At 52.5% G+C, this 21,021-nt stretch carries 20 protein-coding genes; 8 read left to right on the forward strand and 12 right to left on the reverse strand.

What is annotated here, in order from left to right; genetic code table 11:
• Window positions 1–78 precede the first annotated feature (78 nt).
• The gene (nfsB, locus tag JF44_RS0111680; RefSeq protein ID WP_033069180.1) at window positions 79–747 is read right to left on the reverse strand and encodes an oxygen-insensitive NAD(P)H nitroreductase; all 669 of its coding nucleotides are present in this window, start codon (window positions 745–747) and stop codon (window positions 79–81) included.
• A 137-nt stretch (window positions 748–884) separates the two neighbouring features.
• Window positions 885–1,175 (reverse strand): putative quinol monooxygenase, encoded by a 291-nt coding sequence (locus JF44_RS0111685; RefSeq protein WP_033069181.1) that lies wholly within the window; start codon window positions 1,173–1,175, stop codon window positions 885–887.
• A gap of 100 nt (window positions 1,176–1,275) precedes the next feature.
• Here JF44_RS0111685 and JF44_RS0111690 point away from each other — a divergent pair, with 100 nt between their 5' ends.
• Window positions 1,276–2,178, forward strand: a complete 903-nt coding sequence (locus JF44_RS0111690) for a LysR family transcriptional regulator (RefSeq protein ID WP_033069182.1) — start codon at window positions 1,276–1,278, stop codon at window positions 2,176–2,178.
• 66 nt (window positions 2,179–2,244) lie between these two features.
• On the opposite strand, the gene JF44_RS0111695 is transcribed toward JF44_RS0111690, so the two are convergent.
• From JF44_RS0111695 to JF44_RS0111710, 4 genes are all read right to left on the reverse strand, one after another.
• Entirely contained in the window at window positions 2,245–3,552 is a 1,308-nt protein-coding gene (locus JF44_RS0111695; protein WP_033069183.1) for a TRAP transporter large permease, read from the reverse strand.
• Window positions 3,553–3,600: 48 nt separating this feature from the next.
• Window positions 3,601–4,194, reverse strand: coding sequence for a TRAP transporter small permease subunit (locus tag JF44_RS0111700; RefSeq protein ID WP_033069184.1), 594 nt, complete (start codon window positions 4,192–4,194; stop codon window positions 3,601–3,603).
• Between the two features lie 156 nt (window positions 4,195–4,350).
• Window positions 4,351–5,379, reverse strand: coding sequence for a TRAP transporter substrate-binding protein (locus JF44_RS0111705; protein ID WP_033069185.1), 1,029 nt, complete (start codon window positions 5,377–5,379; stop codon window positions 4,351–4,353).
• Complete coding sequence (locus tag JF44_RS0111710) at window positions 5,376–5,957, reverse strand: gluconokinase (RefSeq protein ID WP_033069186.1); 582 nt, start codon at window positions 5,955–5,957, stop codon at window positions 5,376–5,378. The genes JF44_RS0111705 and JF44_RS0111710 overlap by 4 nt, the downstream gene beginning before the upstream one ends.
• Before the next feature lie 172 nt (window positions 5,958–6,129).
• Here JF44_RS0111710 and gntR point away from each other — a divergent pair, with 172 nt between their 5' ends.
• Entirely contained in the window at window positions 6,130–7,155 is a 1,026-nt protein-coding gene (gene gntR / locus JF44_RS0111715) for an HTH-type transcriptional regulator GntR (protein ID WP_033069187.1), read from the forward strand.
• A gap of 16 nt (window positions 7,156–7,171) precedes the next feature.
• On the opposite strand, the gene JF44_RS0111720 is transcribed toward gntR, so the two are convergent.
• Window positions 7,172–7,744 carry an IMPACT family protein gene (locus JF44_RS0111720; RefSeq protein WP_033069188.1) on the reverse strand — a complete coding sequence of 191 codons (573 nt, stop codon included), beginning with the start codon at window positions 7,742–7,744 and terminating at the stop codon, window positions 7,172–7,174.
• Between the two features lie 75 nt (window positions 7,745–7,819).
• Window positions 7,820–8,563: a sulfite exporter TauE/SafE family protein gene (locus JF44_RS0111725; protein WP_033069189.1), complete on the reverse strand. Its 744-nt coding sequence runs from the start codon at window positions 8,561–8,563 to the stop codon at window positions 7,820–7,822.
• Window positions 8,564–8,930: 367 nt separating this feature from the next.
• Here JF44_RS0111725 and JF44_RS0111735 point away from each other — a divergent pair, with 367 nt between their 5' ends.
• Together JF44_RS0111735 and JF44_RS0111740 are read left to right on the forward strand one after the other, a co-directional pair.
• Entirely contained in the window at window positions 8,931–10,316 is a 1,386-nt protein-coding gene (locus tag JF44_RS0111735; RefSeq protein WP_033069191.1) for a class II 3-deoxy-7-phosphoheptulonate synthase, read from the forward strand.
• Window positions 10,317–10,398: 82 nt separating this feature from the next.
• Entirely contained in the window at window positions 10,399–11,862 is a 1,464-nt protein-coding gene (locus JF44_RS0111740) for a hypothetical protein (RefSeq protein WP_033069192.1), read from the forward strand.
• Here JF44_RS0111740 and JF44_RS0111745 read toward each other — a convergent pair.
• The 3 genes from JF44_RS0111745 to JF44_RS0111755 form a co-directional block, all read right to left on the reverse strand.
• Entirely contained in the window at window positions 11,852–12,226 is a 375-nt protein-coding gene (locus tag JF44_RS0111745) for a GtrA family protein (protein WP_033069193.1), read from the reverse strand. The two genes, JF44_RS0111740 and JF44_RS0111745, sit on opposite strands and share 11 nt — an antisense overlap.
• Window positions 12,227–12,318: 92 nt before the next feature.
• Window positions 12,319–14,172 (reverse strand): asparagine synthase (glutamine-hydrolyzing), encoded by a 1,854-nt coding sequence (gene asnB, locus JF44_RS0111750; RefSeq protein WP_033069194.1) that lies wholly within the window; start codon window positions 14,170–14,172, stop codon window positions 12,319–12,321.
• 2 nt (window positions 14,173–14,174) lie between these two features.
• The gene (locus JF44_RS0111755) at window positions 14,175–15,158 is read right to left on the reverse strand and encodes a glycosyltransferase family 2 protein (protein ID WP_202901507.1); all 984 of its coding nucleotides are present in this window, start codon (window positions 15,156–15,158) and stop codon (window positions 14,175–14,177) included.
• A gap of 398 nt (window positions 15,159–15,556) precedes the next feature.
• On the opposite strand from JF44_RS0111755, the gene JF44_RS0111760 reads away from it, so the two are divergent.
• The 4 genes from JF44_RS0111760 to cysS all read left to right on the forward strand — a co-directional run bounded on the left by JF44_RS0111760 (window position 15,557) and on the right by cysS (window position 20,641).
• Complete coding sequence (locus JF44_RS0111760; protein ID WP_033069195.1) at window positions 15,557–16,042, forward strand: hypothetical protein; 486 nt, start codon at window positions 15,557–15,559, stop codon at window positions 16,040–16,042.
• A 101-nt stretch (window positions 16,043–16,143) separates the two neighbouring features.
• Window positions 16,144–17,820, forward strand: coding sequence for an NAD+ synthase (locus JF44_RS0111765; RefSeq protein ID WP_033069196.1), 1,677 nt, complete (start codon window positions 16,144–16,146; stop codon window positions 17,818–17,820).
• Window positions 17,821–17,843: 23 nt separating this feature from the next.
• Window positions 17,844–19,196 carry a glutamate--tRNA ligase gene (gene gltX / locus JF44_RS0111770; RefSeq protein WP_033069197.1) on the forward strand — a complete coding sequence of 451 codons (1,353 nt, stop codon included), beginning with the start codon at window positions 17,844–17,846 and terminating at the stop codon, window positions 19,194–19,196.
• A 68-nt stretch (window positions 19,197–19,264) separates the two neighbouring features.
• Complete coding sequence (cysS, locus tag JF44_RS0111775) at window positions 19,265–20,641, forward strand: cysteine--tRNA ligase (protein ID WP_033069198.1); 1,377 nt, start codon at window positions 19,265–19,267, stop codon at window positions 20,639–20,641.
• A 142-nt stretch (window positions 20,642–20,783) separates the two neighbouring features.
• Here the strand turns inward: cysS and JF44_RS0111780 are convergent.
• Window positions 20,784–21,021, reverse strand: a 238-nt coding sequence (locus tag JF44_RS0111780) for a transposase (protein ID WP_033069199.1), incomplete at its 5' end; no start/stop codon positions are given.

The following is a 21,021-nucleotide window of genomic DNA, read 5'->3' on the forward strand; positions in this document are numbered from 1 at the left end:
CGGGGGGATATCTGCCTTCCCCAGTTTGCCTGACGGCCATGCTGTTGTTTGGCTGCATGGCCGTGCGGGCGGGGGGAATTAGACGTCTGTAATGATCTCGCTAAGCGGCAGACGTGATTTCGGCAGGGATTTGTTATAATCCTCGTCAGGGCTGGAATAGCCGATCGGCACGACAAACAGGCTGCCATAGCCTTTTTCCCGCAGGCCGAACTCTTCGTCGAGAACTTTGGTTTCGACACCTTCCATCGGTGTTGCGTCAATACCAAGCGTGGCAAGACCCAGCAGGAAAGAACCGAGATTGAGATAGACCTGTTTGTCCATCCAGTGCTGAACGTCTTTCAGGTCATGTTTGTGCATGTTCACAAACATGGAACGGCCCGCGTGCATGGCATTTTTGAAGTTTTCCGGGTCACCGGCAAAGCGGCCATCTTCTTCTTCGCTGTTGAGGATATATTGCAGATAGTCCTCGCCGGCTTCCAGGCGGCTGGCAAACACGACAACATGTGATGCATTCTTGATGCTGCCGACGTTAAACGGATAAAGGCGTTCTGCTGATTTGGCGACGCGCGCCTTGCCGTCATCGGTTGCGGCAATAACAAAGTGCCAAGGCTGGATATTGGTGCTTGAGGCCGAGTAACGCAGAAGGTTGCGGACCTTGACCATATCTTCGTCGGAAATTTTGCGGCTGGCATCAAATGCCTTGGTGGTGTGGCGCTTTTTGGCGTAGGCGATGATATCCTGGTTCATGATATACCTCGAATTTGGCAAAGATGTCCTGTTGGCCAAAACGCGAAAAGCGTGACCGAGACAGCACAGCGTTGATGTGAAAGATCGCATTAGGGCGTTTGGGTCAGAAGATCGAAACGGCGTTTGTGGAGGTCAGCTCAATCGACTTTGGTCATTTCATGCAAGATGAGTTCAGAGACAGCACCATCGGTCGCCTTCATGAAACTCTTCAGATGCGGCCCGTCCATATGTTGTTGCCAAAGCACCCGGGTTTCCCAGTTTTCGAAAACCATGAAATGCGCTGGATTGTTGTTGTCCAGATGCAGATCATAATTCACGCATCCTTCCTCTGGCCGGGTCAGCGCGATCAGTTTTTCAAGTTCTGATCGGACAAGGGAAATCTGATCCGGATTTGCATGAATATGGGCCACAATCGTCAATTGGGTCATATCTTTGTTCCTTGAGTTCAACTATTGGCACAAAGATATCTATTTGTTTGATCCGGATAAACTGCGATAATGCGAAATCATAATCCGGAATTTCCGTAAAATGTTGTTAAGCAATCTGTCGCTGTTTTTAAATATTGTCGAAAAAGGCAGCCTGTCCGCCGCAGGACGGGAAGCAGGCCTGTCGCCGACCAGCGTGTCGGAACGTCTTGCCGCGCTTGAAGCGCATTTTGGTGTGGTGTTGTTGAACCGGACAACCCGATCCATCAGTCTGACTGACGAAGGCCGACAACTGATCGATGGTGCCAAGCAGGTGCTTGGCGAAGTCCATGATCTTGAAACCCGTATTCGCTATGGGGCGCAATCGCTTTCAGGGTTGATTCGCCTGAGCGTGCCAAACGATACCGGGCGTCAGATCGTCTCGGCAGAATTGGCGCAATTTGTTGATGAAAACCCAAATATCGATATCGATCTGATGTTGTCTGATGGCTATGTCGATATTGTCGGTCAAGGTGTGGATATCGCGTTGCGTTTCGGGCGGATCACAGACAGTTCGTTACGTGTGCGGCCGCTGGGACTGACACGTCGTATCATTTGTGCATCCCCCGAATATCTGGCAAAGCACGGAACGCCGAAAACCCCGTCAGACCTGAAAAATCATAATTGTCTGATCATGCGTTTCGGGCCGAACCTCGATAACCTTTGGCGTTTCGGTCCCGATGGCACAAAGCAAATCGTGACGGTGCGGGGGAACCGAATTGCCAATGACGGCGGTCTGGTGCGCCAATGGGCGCTTGATGGCTATGGTATTGTCTGGAAGGCGGAACTTGACGTTGGCGAGGATATCCGCGCCGGACGACTGGTCGAGGTTCTTGGTGACTATGCGTCGCCGCCAACACCCTTGCAAATGCTGTTTCCGCCCTCCCGCACCCAGCCACACCGGGTAAAAGTTTTGGCAGATCGACTTACCAAAGTATTGCGGGCAGGATTGCTGCACGAAGAGTGATAGCAACCGTTGCAGTGCTGCCAAATTGGCGGGGCCATTGAGCCCCGCCAATACCGGGCAATCAACTTACCGTCCCGTAATGCCCGGGAAGATGATCAGGATCGCGACCGCCAAAATCTGCAGGCAGATAAACGGAAACAGCGATCTGAAGATATCGCCCAGTGATATGTCGGGTGGCGCGACGGATTTAAGATAGAACGCTGCGGGCCCGAATGGCGGGGACAGGAAGCTGACCTGCATGTTCATGGCAAACAGCACGCCAAACCAGACCGGATCAAAGCCAAGGTCTTTTACGATCGGGACAAAGATCGGCATGGTCAGAAGGGCGATGCCCACCCAGTCAAGGAACATGCCCAGCACAAACAGGATCAGCATCATGAACAGGATGATGATGGTCGGATCATCGGAAATGCCGGTGATCAGACTGGAGACAAACTTGATCCCGCCCATCAGGTTAAACACACCCACAAGTGCCGATGCGCCAATCCCGATCCAGACGATCATCCCGCAGGTCGAAAGTGTTTGAAGGGCCGCGGCCTTAAGCATCGGGAGCGAGAATTCACGCCGCAAAATGGTCGATGCGATCACGCCGGCAACGCCGACCGCGGATGCCTCGGTCACCGATGCGATCCCGCCATAGATCGACCCCAACACACAGAACACCACCAGGATCGGCAGGAACAGGCCCTTGAGCAGGCGGATCTTTTCTGCTGACGGGATTTTTTCGGTTTGCGGCGGCGGGGCGATGTTCTTGCCGGTGTAGGACCGGAAAAGGACATAGGCGACATAAAAGGCTGCCAGCATAAAGCCCGGAATAAAGGCCGAGGTGAACAGATCGCCAATCGAAACATTGGCTGTTAGGCCATAAATGATCAGAACAATCGAGGGCGGCACCATGGTGCCCAGTGACCCACCGGCACAAACCACGCCAATGGCAAGGTTTTTATCGTATCCCTGACGCAACATCTGGGGCAGGGCCAGCAGGCCAAGCAAGACGATCTCGCCGCCGATAATGCCGCTCATGGCGGCCAGAATGACGGCGACAAAGATGGTCTGAACCGCAACCCCGCCCTTAAGCCGCCCGCCAAACAGGCGCATGGCATCAAACAGATCACGGGCAATCCCGGACCGGTCCAGAATGGCGGCCATCAGGACAAACATCGGGACTGAGACAAAAACAAAGGAAGAAACGAATGAATAGACCCGACTTGTGATCAGCGGCACGGCCATCGGCCCAAACCAGCCAAGGGTGAAAATAAGGGCAATCAGAAGGGTAACGAACGCAAGCGGCATGCCGGTCAGCAAAAAGCCAAGCAGCAGGACGAACATGGCAAGCGTGCCGTACTCAATGCCGAGGGACTGTAATTCAAACATCTAAATATATCCTGTCGCGCCACGCGAAGGCGGCACCAAATTGCACGATCAATCCTTCGTGCCGGTTTTGGCGGGCATGATGGGGGCGGTGCGCGCATAATTGACCGCCTGAACGAAAAACTGGACGGTCAGTACAATCAGAATCAGCAGCAGGAACACCTTTAGAATACCGGGATAGGGTGCGTTAAAGGCGCTTCCGGTTGTTTCCAGGTGAATATCCCCACTGGGTGTAAAGGCACCACGCTGAACCATCAACCATGCGGCCCAGGCAAAGAACCCCGATGAAATCATGCAGACAATGGAAATGATGATATCAAGCGTTTTGCGCATTTTAGGGCCGACAATGTCATAGAGAATGACAACGCGGATGTGCTTGTCGCGTGCCGCACAATAAAGCCCGCCAAAAACGAACCCGGTCGCACAGATAAATGTCGTCGTCTCATGGGCCCAAAGGGTCGGGCTGTTGAAAACGTGACGCATCAGAATTTCATAAATCAGGGTCGCCATCGACACCAGAAAGCCAAAGGCAAACAGGCTTGATGTTTTGGTGATGGCCCGGCCCAGCAGGCCGGATACGGCAAGCGGTTGTTCCTGAACTTCTTCCGGTTCGGGCAACGGGGAATGTTGCGGGGTATCGGACATGTCGGACGTTCCTTGGTTCAGCAGGAAATGCAATCCGGCAATGGGGGAGGCCTTCACCCCCGACAACGTCCCGGATGTCGGGGGCGGCCGGATTGCAATCCATCTACTTGCCGGCAGCACTGGGAAACTGTGCTGCCGGTGAACAGTTGATCTGACTTAGATCATACCCTGTGATTTCAGGTAGTCGACAAGGGTGTCATACACCTTCTGGGCATCTTCGGAACGTGCCGCGACTTTTTCCCACTGACTAGTGGCAATCTGACGGAACTTGGCGCGTTCTTCTGCCGACCAGTTGTGAATGGTTACCCCGCCGTCTTTACGTGCGGCAGCAACGGCTTCCATGTCTTTCATCGCAAGGCGGGCTTCCATGTCATGTGCAAGGTCACGCACGGACATTTCAAGGATCGCCTGAAGGTCTTCGGGCATGGAATCCCATTTGGTCTTGTTGATCGACACTTCGAGCATCGGCATGGAATGGAAGCCCGGATAGACCGGATGTTTTGCCACGTCATGCAGGCCCATCGCCTGGTTGGTCGAGAACACGGTCGCATCTGCGGCATCGATCACTTTTTTATCAAGCGATGTAAAAACTTCCGATTGCGGGATGTTCACCGGTGCGGCACCGGCTGCGGCGAATACCTGCTGAACCATGCCTTCTGGTGCACGCATCTTAAGGCCCTTGAGGTCAGCAACGCCGTCAAGCGGGACCGAGGATACAAAAGCTTCAAGGCCCGGGGTAACTGCGCCGATGAACTGCAAGCCCCGCGGGTTAAGCAGGCTGTTCATCAGTTCCTTGCCGCCACCATATTCGACGAAACGCAGCATTTCCGAAGGTGCAGACCATGCGCCGACCGGATTGGCAATCAGGCCAAATGCCGGGTCTTTGCCGCTGAAATAGCTGGTGTCGGTGATGTGGCCGTCAAGAATGCCTGCTGCAATGGCATCCTGGGTTTCGGCATGTTCGACAATCGAGTTCACCGGCAGCATTTCAACTTCAACACGGCCACCGGTCATCGTGCCGATGCGTTCGGCCCATTCCTGTTCCAGTTCAAAGTTCGGAACGCCAGCCGCGTCACTGGACTGGATCTTAAGGGTAAATTCCTGCGCATTGGCCCCAAACGGTGCCGCAGCAATCAGGGTTGCGATGATACTTGCACCTGCAAGCGATTTAAGAGTCTTGGTCATTTGTTTTCTCCCTGGAGTGCCGGTTTTCCGGCGATGTTATCTTTGATAAAGGAAGGGAAGCTCTTTCCATGGTTTTCAAGTCGGGTCACAGCCATGGAAACAACCGTTTCAATCGGGGCATCGATAAAGACAGTCACGCAGTTCTCGTCCGGCCCCGGCGGCTCAAGATCTGCAAGCTGACTGTCTAAAAGTGCGGACGGCATGAAATGTCCAACCCGGCTTTCAAGCCGCGTCTGGATCACGTCACGTGTGCCCTCCAGAAAAACGAAGGACAGCTGTCCAAGTTTTTCACGTAACAAATCGCGATAGCTGCGTTTAAGTGCCGAACAGGCAATGAACACAGTCTTGTCGGTTTGGCCCACCTGTTGTGCCGCCTTGGCAACAGCTTCAAGCCACGGCCAGCGCATTTCATCATTAAGCGCAACACCACGGCTCATGCGTTCGACATTCGCTTTCGGGTGGTGGTCGTCTGCATCCAGACAGATGTTGTCTGTTTTGCTGGCAAGGCGGCGTGCGACTTCGGTTTTACCCGACCCGCTCACACCCATGACGACGACATATTCTGTCTGCCGGTTCATTGAAGTCTGTGTTCTCACTGGTTTTCAGGGCGGGTTTTATTCTTGGACAGCCCTGTTGTGTTATGATGTTAGCGCTAACATAATGTTAGCGCTAACATCAAGTCAACAGTCTAATTCCCGTGGGTTCACAAGATGCTTGTTCGACGGGAAAAGACGTAATAAATGTAGGGGTATGAGGAAACGCAAAGGGGCCGGGCGGCCAACCATTTCTGATGTGGCCGCAAAGGCCGGTGTCAGCACAATTACGGTTTCACGCGCGTTGCGTGATCCATCAAAGGTCTCTGATCACCTGCGCAGGAAGATCAACAATGCCGTTCGGAAACTTAATTACGTGCCGCATTCGCACGCCAGTGCTTTGGCCTCGACCCGTTCCAACATCATCGGTGTGATTGTGCCGTCGCTTACCAATAACGTTTTTGCCGATACGCTGCGCGCCATTTATGACGAGCTGTATCAAGGGGCCTTTCAGGTCCAATTGGGCAATTCACGTTATGTGGCGGCCGATGAAGAACGTCTGGTGCGCACATTCCTTAGTCAGGGCCCGTCGGCGATGATCGTTGCCGGGACCGATCAGACAGATGCGACCCGCGAGCTATTGCTTAATGCGCAGTGCCCGGTCGTTCAGATCATGGAAGTCGGCGATGACCCGATTGATATGATGGTCGGGTTTTCCCATTTCGAAGGCGGCAAGGCCGCGGGCATGCATCTGCTAAAAAAGGGGTATAAGCGGATCGGTTTCCTGGGGGCGCGTATGGACCCGCGTTCGCACCGCCGTCTTGAAGGGTTCGTTGAGGCCATGCGCCTTGGCGGGCGGTATGAACCTGATCTGGTCATGACCACCACGGCATCATCAAGCGTATCGCTTGGTTCGGAACTGATCGGGCAATTGCGCAAACGCGATCCTGATCTTGATGCGATTTTCTGTAACAACGATGACCTGGCGCTTGGGGCGCTGTTTGGCTGTCAGAAAGCCGGAATATCCGTCCCGGATGAACTTGGCATTGTCGGCTTTAACGATCTTGAAATGATGGCCGCAAGCCACCCGTCGCTGACGTCAATTCGCACGGATCGTTATGCCATTGGCAAGCGTGCGGTTGAAATGATCAAGGCCGAGCTTGAAGGCAACCCTCCGGAAGAAAAAGTTGTCGATCTCGGGTTCGAGTTGCAGGAACGCGAAAGCACGCTTCGAACGCGCTAAGGCCGATTTCTAAAGCTTATTCTCTGTCGGGCAGAGGAAAGCGTTCAACAAGCTCTGTCAGTGTTTCGCGCGGGCCGGTAATTTTGATGCGTGTGCCTGTGGTTTCAAACTGTCGGTCAAGGATGTTGATGTTATCCTTGGCGCAGGCTTGCTCCAGCGTTCCCGCATCGGAGAAACCGGCAAAAAGCTCGGCCTCGCCCTGGGGGACATAATCGATGATATCGGCCACGTCGCACACCGCATTGGCCGCCCCGCTATAGGCGCGCACCAATCCGCCGGTACCCAGTTTCGTGCCGCCGAAATATCGGGTTACAATCACGGCAACATTGATCAGATCGCGTCCCTGCAGAACCTTCAGGCACGGGACGCCTGATGTGCCCGATGGTTCACCGTCGTCCTTGCCATGTTCAATCAACTGGTCCTCGTCATTGAGGTAGCGATAAGCATTCACATGATGATTGGCCTTGGGGTGAAGTGCGCGCAACTCATCAATCCGGCTTGCCAAATCTTGGTGAAAGACAAGTTCGGCCAGAAAACGCGATTTCTTTTCTTCTGTTTCGGCAAAGGCAGGGCGGGCGATGGTTTTCATAAACAGGGTGATAGCAAAGCTTGGCAGCTAACGCCAGTTTCACCGGTATGACGTCTGAGCTTTGCCGGGTGGAGCCTAATTGGTGAAGAGTTTTGAGATCAGTATCACGCCAAAAATAATCAGCATGATCAGGACAACCTTGCGGAAGGTTTCAGCATCCATGCGGTTGCGGATATTGGTGCCAAGTTTGGTGCCCAAATACACGGGGATCAATCCCGCCAGCGATATCCAGACGGTTTCCCACGTCATCAATCCCATGCGCGACAGGCCAAAGGCCATGACGATGCTTGAAAGGCTAAAGGAAATATTGATCGCCTGAATAAAACGCTTGGGATCAAGTCGCATCGACAGCAAAAACGGCAGGACCGGCATTACCTGCGATCCGGTAATGCCGTTGACCAGCCCTGTGGCAAAGCCCGAGACCGGGGCAAGGCGCTTTGCGATCTTGTCTGACAAGGGCTTGCCATGGCGAAACAGCGTGATTGCCCCGTAATTCATCAAGACCAGCCCCAGAACCGCACCGGCAAGGATGCTGTCTACCATTTTAAGGACGGCCAACCCGATCAGAAGCCCCGGAATAGTGGCCAGAAACATCGGCCAGAACCGATGAACCGTTTCACGAAAATGCCCGGCTTGGGCCATGATGATCGAATTGCTGACAAGCGATGGAATGATCACAAGTGGCATACCGGCCTTAAGACCCAGACCAAGCGCAAGAATTGGAAGGGCTGATGTCGAAAAGCCAAGGCCCGTAGCCCCCTTGACGAATGCGGCCACGAAATAGGCACAGGCAATAATGGCAATTGTTTCAATGGACATCGGAAATCCGGGTTTGGGGTGGCGGCGAGCGCAGTTTGCCCATAAATGATGTGTTGTGCAATTGGTCTGATGAATGGTGCATGCCGGATTCGCGGCGTATCGTTTGATATGACCATTGGCGAATTAAAATCTGCCGGTGCACGAATGGTCGGTTATGGGTGGAATTTTGCGTTAAAATTTGATGGTTTGATAAAAATTTGCGGAATTTTGACCATCAGATGTTGAGAAGGGTGGAAAAGCCTTTGTAAAACCCGTATCAAGTCTGCCCGGTTGCGTGACCGGTCAAGCAGGCGGAAGTCCGTCTGATAACTGCAAATGTGATATAATGGCGGCATGATGATGAACATGTCGGATTGAGAGGAAGCAAATGAGCAAGAGCTGGAGCATTGATAGCTGGCGCAACCTGCCGATCAAGCAGGTGCCTTCTTATCCGGATGCACAGGCCCTTAAGGCCGTAGAGCAAGAGCTCGGCAGCTATCCTCCTTTGGTATTTGCTGGCGAGGCGCGTGCGCTGAAAGAAAAGCTTGGTGAAGTCGCAGAAGGCAAGGCCTTCCTGCTGCAGGGCGGTGATTGCGCTGAAAGCTTTAAGGAATTTCACCCCAACAATATCCGCGACACCTTTAAGGTGATGTTGCAGATGGCGGTTGTGTTGACCTATGGGGCATCCTGCCCGGTGGTCAAGGTTGGCCGTATGGCTGGTCAGTTCGCCAAGCCGCGATCAAGCGATACCGAAACCATCAATGGCGTCGAACTGCCAAGCTACCGCGGTGATGTGGTCAACGGGATCGAATTCACCGAAGAGGCCCGCATTCCGGACCCGCAGCGCCAGATTCGCGCCTATAACCAGTCGGCAGCAACACTTAACCTGCTGCGTGCCTTTGCGCAGGGTGGTTTTGCCGATCTGACCAAAATTCATCGCTGGAACCTGTCGTTCGTTGATGGCAGCCCGGCGGCAGAACGCTATCGCAAGCTGACCACCCAGATTGACGAGGCGGTCGCCTTCATGGAAGCCTGTGGCATCACCGCCGAAAGTGCACCGCAATTGCGCGAGACGGATTTCTATACCTCGCACGAGGCGCTTTTGCTGGGGTATGAGCAGGCATTGACCCGTCAGGACAGCCTGACCGGCGAATGGTATGATTGCTCGTCACATATGCTGTGGATCGGGGATCGTACCCGTCAGGCTGATCATGCCCATGTCGAATTCCTGCGCGGCGTCAATAACCCGATCGGCATGAAATGTGGCCCGACCATGGATGAGGATGACCTGATCCGTCTGATCGACATCCTTAACCCGAACAACGAGGCCGGTCGCCTGACCCTGATCGCGCGTATGGGTGCGGAGAAGGTGTTTGATAACCTGCCGCGTCTGGTCAAGCGTGTGAAGGAAGAAGGCCGCAAGGTTGTCTGGTCCTGCGATCCGATGCATGGCAACACGATCAAGGCATCGACAGGTTATAAAACCCGCCCGTTTGATTCCATTCTGGCAGAGGTCAAAAACTTCTTTGATGTCCATAAGGCCGAAGGCACGCACGCCGGTGGTGTTCATTTCGAAATGACTGGAACGGACGTGACCGAATGCATCGGTGGTGCGCGTGAAGTTACCGAAGATGCGCTTTCAGATCGCTATCACACCCATTGCGATCCACGCCTGAATGGCGGTCAGGCACTTGAGCTTGCATTCCTGATGGCCGAAATGATCAAAAAAGAACGCGACAGCATCCGTGCAGAACAGATCGCAGCTTCTGCTTGATTTGATCCTTTGGATTGATATTTTGACGGGCGCCCGGCTTTCGGGCGCCCTTTTTTATCTCATGTTTGGGTAGTTTCTTGCTGTGAAGTTTCCGGTTTTTTCCTCTGCTGATGGCTTTCCAGTTGAAGGCAGGAATTTATACATTTCCGCCATTCTGGCAATATTCCTGTTCAAGATCGCTTTGGTGATCGTCTGGGGGCCCGGTATGGCGCCGGATACGTTTGGATACACCGGGTTTGCTGATTTAATCCTTGAAGGTTCCGGCTGGTTGACGAACGCCGAACTTGATTCAGGTGCGATGCCGACGACAGTTTTTCGGATGATGGGGTATCCCTTCATTATCGCGGGGGCTCAGTTGATTGCTGCGGAGTATTGGCAGTGGGTCGTTATTCTGTTGCAGTACCTCCTGACAGCATTTTCACTGATTAGTCTTGCAAGGTTGATTTCTGAATTGGGGTTACGCCCGTTGGTCGGTGCATTCTGTTTGCTGTCGTCAGGGCTGTCATTCTCGTTGCTGCTCGATAACATGATCCTGACTGACAGTTTGGCAGCGAGTGTCTTCATTATTGTTCTGAGTGAAAATGCCATCGCCAGCTTGCGAGAGAAGCCTTTTAGCTACGTTCAAGCTTTGATTTCCGGGGTGCTGATTGCGCTGGCTTTTCTGGTTCGTGAAGGTGTTGCCATTCTCTCAATCCTGTTTGTGGTTCCCTTTCTTGTTCGGGCGTTTCTCGCAAAGGAAAAGCGGTGGCATTCGTGTGCGGCCATCGCAGCATTCTTTGTTCCTCTGCTTTTGACTACCCAGATTTACAAGGCCTGGAATGAGAACCGGACAGGGTACAGTTTTGTAACAACAGGGGCACAAACCGTCTATTTGAGTGGGCTTGTAGATGCAGCTGAAAAAGATCAGAAAATATTCTCGGGGGATGAGGCAATTGATGTTACCGCCCGTGAAAAGCTCAAAAATTACTCATTCTCTGAAGTTCTCGCTATTCAAGGCAGTCTTTTTGCACAGGGTTACGTGGCGCCAGAACTGGCAAGCCTCTCGAAACGGAAGTACTTTGAAAGCTGGGTAGAGTTTCCTAGCTCAATGCTCAGAATGACAATTGGGCATGTCACCGAAAAGTACGCGACAATGGCATTCAGGCCTATTGGTACTGTTCGGGAGGCCGGTCTTTGGGTCAACGGTGAAAAACCTTGGCCAGACTACCGTGAACTCCGAAAGAGCATGTTCGAGGATGTGGGTGCTTTTGCGCTTGTAGTTGGTGAAATGGTCGAGCGTGTCATTGCCATTATTATTACGATCTCCTTCGTAATTGTGCCTTTGATCTGGCTGGTGCGGCTTTGCCTTGGCAAAAAACCGGAAAAACGAGAAGTATTGGTCTGTTTCGCTTTATGGGCGGTCTATTTCGGTGTTTTGTTTGCGCATGCTCTGGTGCATCTGGAGACCCGTTACCTTACGCCCGTTGTACCTTTTTCAATCGTAATCGGATGTCTTGGTATCCAGCGTGTTCTCTATCGAAAAAAATACTCAGAATCTAAGACCTGATATCGTCTACCGGGTTGTGTATCCACTTCTTACCTACCACGAACTGAACTGGCGAAGCGATGGCTACGACGGCAAGTGGTGCCCACACTGCAGGGACATTCAGTTTCAATGCAAGCCACATCAGGCCTGCAAAAGACAGAGAGTAGCCAGCATATATCAGAAGTGATTTACCAGCATTCTTGATGGTCAATTTCTCATTGAAGACAAAGGGTGCCATCATTGCTACTTGAATTGAAAAGGCTACACACAATGCGCACCAATACGCAATCATGGGAGAGAAATACTGTAGTGTGATCAAGTAAACTGAATAGCTTGCAATGGTGGTGAGAGCACCAAGACCGACGAATTTTGCGATTGCTTTCATTGTGTTATTTGTCTCTTGTCATCGGCTTTTACTATTCGATCCACGCTATCTGGAAGGGGACGCTTAATACCCGTTGCTTCAGCGTTGCGGCGCTAGTATCCAAGCGGGCTGTTCTGCAGTGCCAGCCAGTTCCATAAGAAAAAGCGGTTGTCTGTTTTGCCTGAATTGTGCTCGGCCCATTGCCGGTGTGCGTAGCCCATTTCAACGCCGGGAACTGTCCTGGGAGATTGAACTTCGGGCATTTTTCGCATCCAGTCCGCCAATGGGATGCCAAACCCCTTCTTTTTGCGGCGGATGGTTTCTTCGGGTAGAAGGGGCTTAAGTGCCTTCTTTAGCAGGTACTTACGCTGACCATTTCTCATTTTGAAATGAGACGGAAGCTTCGTGCAGAAATCAACGATGTCATTGTCGAGAAAGATTGCTCGTGTTTCGAGCGATGACATCATCGAAGCCCGGTCGACCTTGGTCAAAATATTGTTCTGTAAATATAGTTGAGTGAAGAAGCTGAGCAGTCGATCTGTTCTATCCGCTGCAGGATTGCTGTCCCAGATTTCCATGGCTTCGGAATACAGGTCTTCCAGTGGGAGTGGCTCCTTAAAGAAGTCCTTCATCTGTTCTGGAAAAAGAGGCGCCATCCAGACAGGTGCCCAGAGAGATTCTGGATAAGAAAGTCCTGCGAGAGTTCTGCGCAACTTGAAGTCCAGGCTCATGTTTTTTCCGGATTTTGGCATCTTGTTGGCGAAGCCGGTAAACAGTTTATGAGCCAGATCAGGAACATATTTCTGATATGTGTGTGCTGGTTTGAGTGCCAGAAACGGGTCGTAACCGGCAAACAGTTCGTCTGCGCCGTCACCAGAGAGCGCGACTGTCACATGTTCACGTGTGAACTTGCTGAGCAGATAGGTCGGCAGCAAAGAGGCATCGCCAATTGGTTCATCCAACTTGCCGAGGATCTCTGGTATGAGATGCTGTGCGTTGCCTAAGTTTAGAGACTTAAGATGATGTTTGGAGCCTGCATGTTCAGCAACGATCTGGGCATAGCGTGATTCATCATAAGAGGCTTCTTCAAACCCGATCGTAAAGGACGATACCGTCGCATCTGAATGCGTTGCAGCAGCGCTCAGGATGGCGCTTGAGTCTATGCCGCCGCTTAAAAACACGCCAAGGGGTACGTCACTTACAAGTCGGCGTGCAACTGACTGAGAGATTAAGTCTTGAAGTTGTTGCGCAAGCTCGTCATCGTTTTCAGGGCTTAATCCTTCATCAGGGGTTAGCCGGAATTCCCAATATTTCGTGATTTTCGTTTCAAGAGTTTTCAGATCGACTGTCATCTGATGGCCAGCAGGCAGCTTGAAAACGTTTTGAAGTAGCGTATTTGGCGCTGGAATATAACCGTACGCAAAAAGCTTTTGCAGGCCGAGGTTGGAGATTTCGCCCTGGACTTGTGAATGTTTTTCAAGGGAGTTTAGCTCGCTTGAAAAAGCAAAGGTATCTTTCTGGGGCGCATAAAAAAGCGGCTTTTCGCCAAACCGGTCTCGCGCGAGGTAAAGGCGACCTTGTGTCTTGTCCATGATGGCAAAGGCAAACATGCCATTGAGGCGTTGAGCCAAACCGCTTCCCCAATGCCGATAACCGTGAATGAGAACTTCGGTGTCTGAATGCGAGGTTTGAAACTTTGCCCCAGCGGCTTCAAGCTCTGCGCGCAGTTCCAGAAAATTATATATCTCGCCATTAAAGACGATGCCGGTTTCGCGCGTGCTATCCCACATCGGTTGGGCGCCGCCTTTGATGTCTCTTACCGACAGTCGGCGGTGGCCCAAAAAAACGTGTTCTTCGTCATTCTCGTAGAATCCTTCGCCATCCGGCCCGCGATGCGCCAGTGCCGCGGTCATGGCACGAATGTCAGTGCGACTGCCGCGACCAACAAAGCCAGCAATGCCGCACATTGTTATTCGTTCTCCATATTGACCGTTTCTTTTACGAGATAGGGGCTGCGTCCTTGTGACTCGAAATATGTCCGAACAATCATCTCGGCAAGCAGGCCCAGTAGAATGCACATAAGGCCAACAAGGAAGGTCATCGCAACCAGCAACGGCAGGGGGGTTTCTATCATTGACGTGTTGTCAAAAAACTTCAGATAGAACATCCAGATTGCACTCAGGAATGACGCGCAGAATGATGCAAGGCCGATCCCGCCGAAGACGTAAATCGGTTTCACAAGGTGACGGTCGAGAAACTTGACAACCATCAGGTCAAGCAAGACCTTGGCAATGCGTTCAAGGCCGTACTTGGACTGACCGAACTGGCGTGAATGATGCTGGACAGGGATTTCGCAAACTTTTGCCCCCATCCACGTGGCGTAAATGGGGATAAAACGGTGCATTTCGCCATATAGCCGAATGCCTTTCACAACATCCTTCTTGTAGGCTTTAAGCGTGCAGCCATAATCATGCAGATGAACGCCAGAAATCTTTGAAATTAGCCTGTTGGCGAGACGGCTGACGAAGTTTCGGCGGATCGCCGCGTCTTGGCGGTCTTTGCGCCAGCCTGATACAACGTCAAATCCTTCTTCCAGTTTTTCCAGAAGTTTTGGGATGTCGCTGGGGTCGTTTTGCAAATCAGCATCAATGGGAATGATTACTTCACCGGACGCATGGTCAATACCAGCCATGGTGGCGGCGGTTTGACCGTAGTTTCTTCTAAAGTTTACGATTTTCAGTTCACCACGCTCTTTGGCGGTGTTTCGTAGCAATTCCATTGACCTGTCGGAACTGCCATCATTGACGAATATAACTTCGAACGGCTTTCCCAACTCATCCAGTACAGAAAGAAGCTGATCGCAAAGTGGCTTTATGCTTTCTTCTTCATTGTAAATTGGGACGATGACCGATAGTTCGGGGGACGTATCATTCTGGATGTCAGTGTGTGCCACTGTAGAACCCTGTTATCTGCTGCCTAAATGGTGTTGAGATACTGGGTATCACGATTTTGGTAAAGTGGTCCAGATTTTGCGGCGTTTTCAGTCTTTTGATGGTTTCAATCCAACATGGGGCGGGGATTGTTGAATTGATACTTGAACGCTCGCCTATGGCTCATATTCGATCTTTTCAATCATTCAGGAAGTTTGCATCCAACACGTGGATTTCTGAACCGGTTGTCTGTCGAACAGAGATGTAAAAAGTACATTTGGCTTTTGGAGCAGTACCGTTTTGTTGCGGTATCGCGATGAAATGATGAAAAAACCTCTACCAAAGGGGGCGAAATATTCTTAAGTATAAACAATTGCAGGGCGTTCCTGGATAATGGTCGAATACAAGAGGTCGCAACCGTATGGTGAATGAAGCTGAGCTCAGCGCATGGCAACAAAAGGTGGAGGGGACCAATATTTCCTCGACCACGCTTTTGGCGACCGATTATTTGAACCATTTCAATGAAATCGTCATGCTGCTTGAGATGGTGCCCGACATGCCCGACATGATCGAGGATTGCAAGGAATGGGCGCCGAAAACCTATCAGGAACATTTCCGCGATAGTGCCTTTTCCGATCGCGAACTGGCGATTGAGGCCTATGAACATGTGCCGGCCCGGTTCCGTCAGCCGTTTGAGGAAACCATTGAACACCTTAACACCATTGTGGCCCACGCGATTTCACAGCTTGAAACGATCATCGAAAGCGGGGACGAAGATTTGCTTCGGGTCACGGCCGGAGCGGTAACCATATCGCTTCAGAAGTTCATGGATGTCGCCAGTGGCATTATTCATGGGTCGGCCAAAACCATGAGTCAGGAAGAAATTGACGCTGCATTGGCGTTGTAGCTGCAATTTCTGACACGGCTTTTACCGGAAAATCGCCTGCAAAACCCAGCATTGCCCATTCGGCAATTGACAGCGCGCAGGGTCGCTCCTATTCCAACATCATGACAAAGAAGCTTGCCATTGCGATTGCCCAGCTTAATCCGATTGTCGGTGATGTGACCGGCAATCGGGACAAGGTTGTGGCTGCCTGGGAATCTGCTGCTGATCAGGCTGCGGATATTGTGCTGTTTTCAGAACTGGTTCTGTCGGGATATCCACCCGAAGATCTGGTAATGAAGCCTGCCTTCATGCGCCATTTGCATGATGCGGTTGATGTGATTTGCCAGCATGTTGCCAAACGGCCCGATGGCCCGGCACTTTTGCTGACGACGCCTTGGGAAGTCGATGGCCGACGCCATAACGCAGTGCTTCTGATTGATCAGGGCAAGATCGTTGATGTGCGTGCCAAACAGGACCTGCCAAACTATGGCGTCTTTGATGAAAAGCGCGTCTTTGTCCCAGGGCCGATGCCCGACCCGATTTCGTTTAAGGGCATTAAGCTTGGTGTGCCGATCTGTGAAGATGTCTGGACGCCCAATGTTATCGCCCATCTTGCCAATGCCGGGACCGAAATTTTCCTGGTGCCAAACGGATCCCCGTTTGAAGCTGATAAAAGTGGCCTGCGCCGCAAGCTGATCGAAGACCGGGTGCGCGAAAGCAAGGCACCGATGATCTATTGCAACGAAGTTGGTGGTCAGGACGAACTTGTTTTTGATGGTGGATCGTTTGGCCTGAATGGCGACGGATCGTTGGCACTTGCGCTGCCGGCCTTTGCCGAAGACGTGGTTGTGATCAACTGGCAACAGGGCGAAAACGGCAAGTGGATTTGCGCGCCAGATGCGCCAAAGGCCGCGTATCCGACCGGGCTTGACGCGATCTACCAGGCGCTTGTTCTGGGCTTGCGTGATTACGTCAATAAAAACGGGTTCCCCGGTGTTGTGATTGGTATGTCGGGCGGGATCGACAGCGCGCTGTCGGCCGCCGTTGCCGTTGATGCGCTGGGGGCGGACCGTGTGCGCCTTGTGATGATGCCATCGCCTTATACCTCGGCTGAGAGCCTTGAGGATGCTGAGCTTTGTGCAGGCATGCTAAAGACAGGGATCGAAAGCATTAATATCGGCCCGGCGATGGCGGCATTTGATGAAATGATGGCCCCGGCATTCGAGGGCCGCGATGCCGATATCACCGAAGAAAACATTCAGGCCCGTTCGCGCGGGATTATCCTGATGGGGCTTTCAAACAAGTTTGGCCACATGGTCCTGACAACCGGCAACAAGTCGGAAATGTCGGTGGGATATGCCACGCTCTATGGTGACATGTGTGGTGGCTATTCGGTTTTGAAAGACCTTTATAAAACAACTGTGTTCAATCTGTGCCACTGGCGCAATGAACATAAACCGGATGGTGCGATGGGCCCGGATGGCATGGTGATCCCCGAACGGATCATTACCAAGCCGCCATCGGCTGAGTTGCGCCCGGATCAAAAAGACGAAGATAGTCTGCCGCCTTATGATGTTTTGGATGATATCCTTCATCAAATGATCGAAGGTGAGCGGTCTGTCCGCGACATTGTCCAAAGTGGTCATGACGAGGCCACCGTACGCCGGGTCTGGCGATTGCTGGATCGGGCGGAATATAAACGCCGTCAGGCACCGCCCGGGGTCAAGATCACTCCGCGGGCCTTCGGCCGTGACCGCCGATATCCGATCACCAATGGCTTCACGAACCTTGTTACGTGATCAAGTGAACTGAAAAGTTAGATATGACAAAACCTGTCCTGCGATTTGCGCCCAGCCCGACCGGGCTTCTTCACGTCGGTAACGCCCGTGTTGCCCTGATGAACTGGCTTTATGCCCGTAAATCAGGTGGCGAGTTTATTTTGCGTTTTGACGATACCGACCCGGCGCGCTCCAAAGACGAATATGTCGATGCTATTCGCGAAGACCTGGCATGGCTTGGCATTGACTGGGATCGCGAAGAACGCCAGAGCTTGCGTCTGGATAAATATGACGCGGCGATTACCGACCTGAAAAAGCGCGAATTGCTGTATCCGTGCTATGAAACGGAAGGCGAACTCAATTGGAAGCGCAAGGCTGCCCGCCAGCGTCATCAGCCATTTATCTATGACCGCAAGGCACTGACCCTTTCGGATGAAGAAATCGCCGCGCTTGAGGCCGAAGGCCGCAAGCCACATTGGCGCTTCCTGCTGACTGATGGAATGGTCGAATGGGATGATTTGTCGCGCGGTGTGTGTTCGTTTGATACCGAACATGTGTCTGATCCGGTTCTGATCCGCGAAGATGGGTCCTTGCTTTATATGCTGGGCTCGGTGGTTGATGACCTTGAGATGGGTGTGTCGCATATCATTCGCGGCGAAGATCATGTGACCAACACTGTGTCGCAGATTTTGCTTTATCTTGCCCTTGGCGGCAAACCGGGTGCGCTTGAATTTGCCCATATGCCGCTTTTGGCAGGGCCGGGCGGTTCGCAGCTTTCCAAACGTCTTGGAAGTCTTTCGTTGCGTGAACTCCGCAATGACGGGTTCGAGGTCGAAGCACTGGTTGGTCTTCTGACCGGCCTTGGCGCATCGGACAAGATCGAACCGGCAAGCCTGAGCACAGTTCTTGAGAAATTCGATCTTGATCATTACGGCCGATCAACACCGAAATTCGATCCGGCAGAACTCGCCAGCCTGAACGAAAAAGTCATCCATGACATGTCGTTTGAGGCCGCCAAGCCGAAACTTGATGCGGCTGGCATGGGCGATGCTGATGAATTGTTCTGGAATGCGGTACGTGGCAATTGCTGGCGCGTGGCCGAGGCCCTTGAATGGTGGGATGTCATTCATCAGACCGTGATCCCGGAAATTGATGGCGAGGATGAAGCGTTCCTCAAACAGGCCGCCGACATGTTGCCAGAAGGCGAGCTTGACAGCACAAGCTGGAAGTCCTGGACGACTGCGCTTAAGGAAGAAACCGGACGCAAGGGCAAACAGCTTTTCATGCCGCTGCGCAAGGCGTTGACCGCGCGTGAGCATGGTCCGGAAATGTCGACCATGCTGGTTTTGATCGGGTCTGAAAAGGCGCGGGATCGGTTGTGTGGCAAGGCGGTCTAAAGCATTTGCTTTGATCGCCGGAAACTGCCTGCATCCAAACCGATACAACAGCCAAACGGACGTTTGAAATGACCAAGACCCTTCGCATTTTTGATACACTCACCCGCGAAAAGCAGGTGTTCGAGCCGATTGATCCCAATCACGTGCGCCTCTATGTCTGCGGCCCTACGGTCTATGACTATGCCCATGTCGGCAATGCCCGCCCGGTGGTGGTGTTTGATACGCTGGTGCGCGTTTTGCGCCATATCTATCCGAAGGTGACCTACGTTCGGAACGTTACTGACGTTGATGACAAGATCAATGCGCGCGCCAAGGAAAGCGGCGAGCCGATTTCGGAAATCACCAAGCGCACCCATCAGGCGTATCTTGATGATATGGGCGCACTGAACGCGGCCAAGCCTGATATCGAACCACGCGCGACCGAACATATCGCCGAAATGATTGCCATGTGCGAAAGCCTGATTGAACAGGGCTTTGCTTATGCCGCCGAAGGCCATGTGCTGTTTTCGGTCGAGGCGTTTGATGACTATGGCAAGCTGTCGCGCCGTGATCGTAAGGAAATGATCGCCGGTGCACGTGTTGAAGTCGCACCCTATAAAAAAGATCCGGCAGATTTCGTTCTGTGGAAACCATCCAGTGATGATATTCCGGGATGGGACAGCCCGTGGGGGCGGGGACGTCCGGGCTGGCACATTGAATGCTCTGCCATGTCGACGCGCTATCTGGGCGAGAACTTCGATATCCATGGTGGTGGTTCGGATCTTGTATTTCCGCATCATGAAAACGAACTGGCGCAAAGCTGCTGCGCCAATCAGGGATCAAGCTACGCCAAATACTGGATGCATAACGGTCATCTGATGGTCGAAGGTGAAAAAATGTCCAAATCACTGGGCAATTTCGTCACCGTGCATGAATTGCTTGAAAAATGGCCGGGTGAAGCGATCCGTCTGGCGATGATGGGAACCCATTACCATCAGCCGATCAACTGGACCGAAGAAAACCTGCGTCAGGCCAAAGAGGCGCTTGATCGTTTCTATACCGCCCTTCGCCAAAGTTCGGACGTGACCCCGGAAAATATGCCGGTGCCGCGCGCGTTGCTCGATGCTTTGTGTGATGATCTGAATACGCCGCTTGCGATTTCGGAATTCCATAACCTTGTGACCAAGTTCAACAAGGCGGAAAAGAAATTCGAACGCGCTGAGCTCAAAGGCGAAATTCTTGCCGCAGCCAAGCTTTTGGGCATTCTTGAATGCGATCCCGAAGCCTGGTTTACCGGATCGGCCGACGAAGATGAAGCTGCCGAGATTGATGACCTGATCGCCCAGCGTGCGGATGCCAAGAAGAACAAGGATTTCGCCACTGCTGACAAGATCCGTGATGATCTTTTGGCGCGCGGTATCATCCTTGAAGACTTCAAGGATGGCACCAGCTGGAAGCGCGTATAAGGCGTCACGGCGCCGTAAATTGAAGAAAGGCCGCAGTTTTTACTGCGGCCTCAGACTGCTGACGAACCCCGTCTTTAAGAGGCGGGGTTTTGTTTTTAGAGCGAGATGTGTCTTTTTTGGAGGCAGCAGGATAACGCCGGATTTATGACCGGGGTCTGATGGCAATAATTGCGACTGCCGCTAAAATAACGTCACAAAAAGCTCCTTTGCGCGTCAGGAGCAGGGCGATCTTCTTGATGTTCTGGGCGGCAGCCGCAAGAAGGCACTGCTCGCGTACTTTGCGCAGGCCCCGCAAGCGGGCATAGCGATGGCCATGCAATTGTTTGGCGTCAGCAAAACTGCGTTCGACGGTTTCCTTGCGGCGTTCATATATCCGCTTG

Origin of the sequence: Thalassospira australica (assembly GCF_000763295.1) — a bacterium.
GTDB classification, from domain to species: domain Bacteria; phylum Pseudomonadota; class Alphaproteobacteria; order Rhodospirillales; family Thalassospiraceae; genus Thalassospira; species Thalassospira australica.

Bases quoted from the DNA above. Each gene is read 5' to 3' on its own strand.
- gltX (WP_033069197.1), top strand. From the start codon at position 17,844: ATGACAAAACCTGTCCTGCGATTTGCGCCCAGCCCGACCGGGCTTCTT.
- JF44_RS0111710 (WP_033069186.1), bottom strand. From the start codon at position 5,957: ATGAACCGGCAGACAGAATATGTCGTCGTCATGGGTGTGAGCGGGTCG.
- JF44_RS0111725 (WP_033069189.1), bottom strand. From the start codon at position 8,563: ATGTCCATTGAAACAATTGCCATTATTGCCTGTGCCTATTTCGTGGCC.
- JF44_RS0111685 (WP_033069181.1), bottom strand. From the start codon at position 1,175: ATGACCCAATTGACGATTGTGGCCCATATTCATGCAAATCCGGATCAG.
- cysS (WP_033069198.1), top strand. From the start codon at position 19,265: ATGACCAAGACCCTTCGCATTTTTGATACACTCACCCGCGAAAAGCAG.
- JF44_RS0111705 (WP_033069185.1), bottom strand. From the start codon at position 5,379: ATGACCAAGACTCTTAAATCGCTTGCAGGTGCAAGTATCATCGCAACC.
- JF44_RS0111695 (WP_033069183.1), bottom strand. From the start codon at position 3,552: ATGTTTGAATTACAGTCCCTCGGCATTGAGTACGGCACGCTTGCCATG.
- nfsB (WP_033069180.1), bottom strand. From the start codon at position 747: ATGAACCAGGATATCATCGCCTACGCCAAAAAGCGCCACACCACCAAG.
- JF44_RS0111700 (WP_033069184.1), bottom strand. From the start codon at position 4,194: ATGTCCGATACCCCGCAACATTCCCCGTTGCCCGAACCGGAAGAAGTT.
- asnB (WP_033069194.1), bottom strand. From the start codon at position 14,172: ATGTGCGGCATTGCTGGCTTTGTTGGTCGCGGCAGTCGCACTGACATT.
- gntR (WP_033069187.1), top strand. From the start codon at position 6,130: ATGAGGAAACGCAAAGGGGCCGGGCGGCCAACCATTTCTGATGTGGCC.
- JF44_RS0111745 (WP_033069193.1), bottom strand. From the start codon at position 12,226: ATGAAAGCAATCGCAAAATTCGTCGGTCTTGGTGCTCTCACCACCATT.
- JF44_RS0111720 (WP_033069188.1), bottom strand. From the start codon at position 7,744: ATGAAAACCATCGCCCGCCCTGCCTTTGCCGAAACAGAAGAAAAGAAA.
- JF44_RS0111760 (WP_033069195.1), top strand. From the start codon at position 15,557: ATGGTGAATGAAGCTGAGCTCAGCGCATGGCAACAAAAGGTGGAGGGG.
- JF44_RS0111735 (WP_033069191.1), top strand. From the start codon at position 8,931: ATGAGCAAGAGCTGGAGCATTGATAGCTGGCGCAACCTGCCGATCAAG.
- JF44_RS0111690 (WP_033069182.1), top strand. From the start codon at position 1,276: ATGTTGTTAAGCAATCTGTCGCTGTTTTTAAATATTGTCGAAAAAGGC.
- JF44_RS0111765 (WP_033069196.1), top strand. From the start codon at position 16,144: ATGACAAAGAAGCTTGCCATTGCGATTGCCCAGCTTAATCCGATTGTC.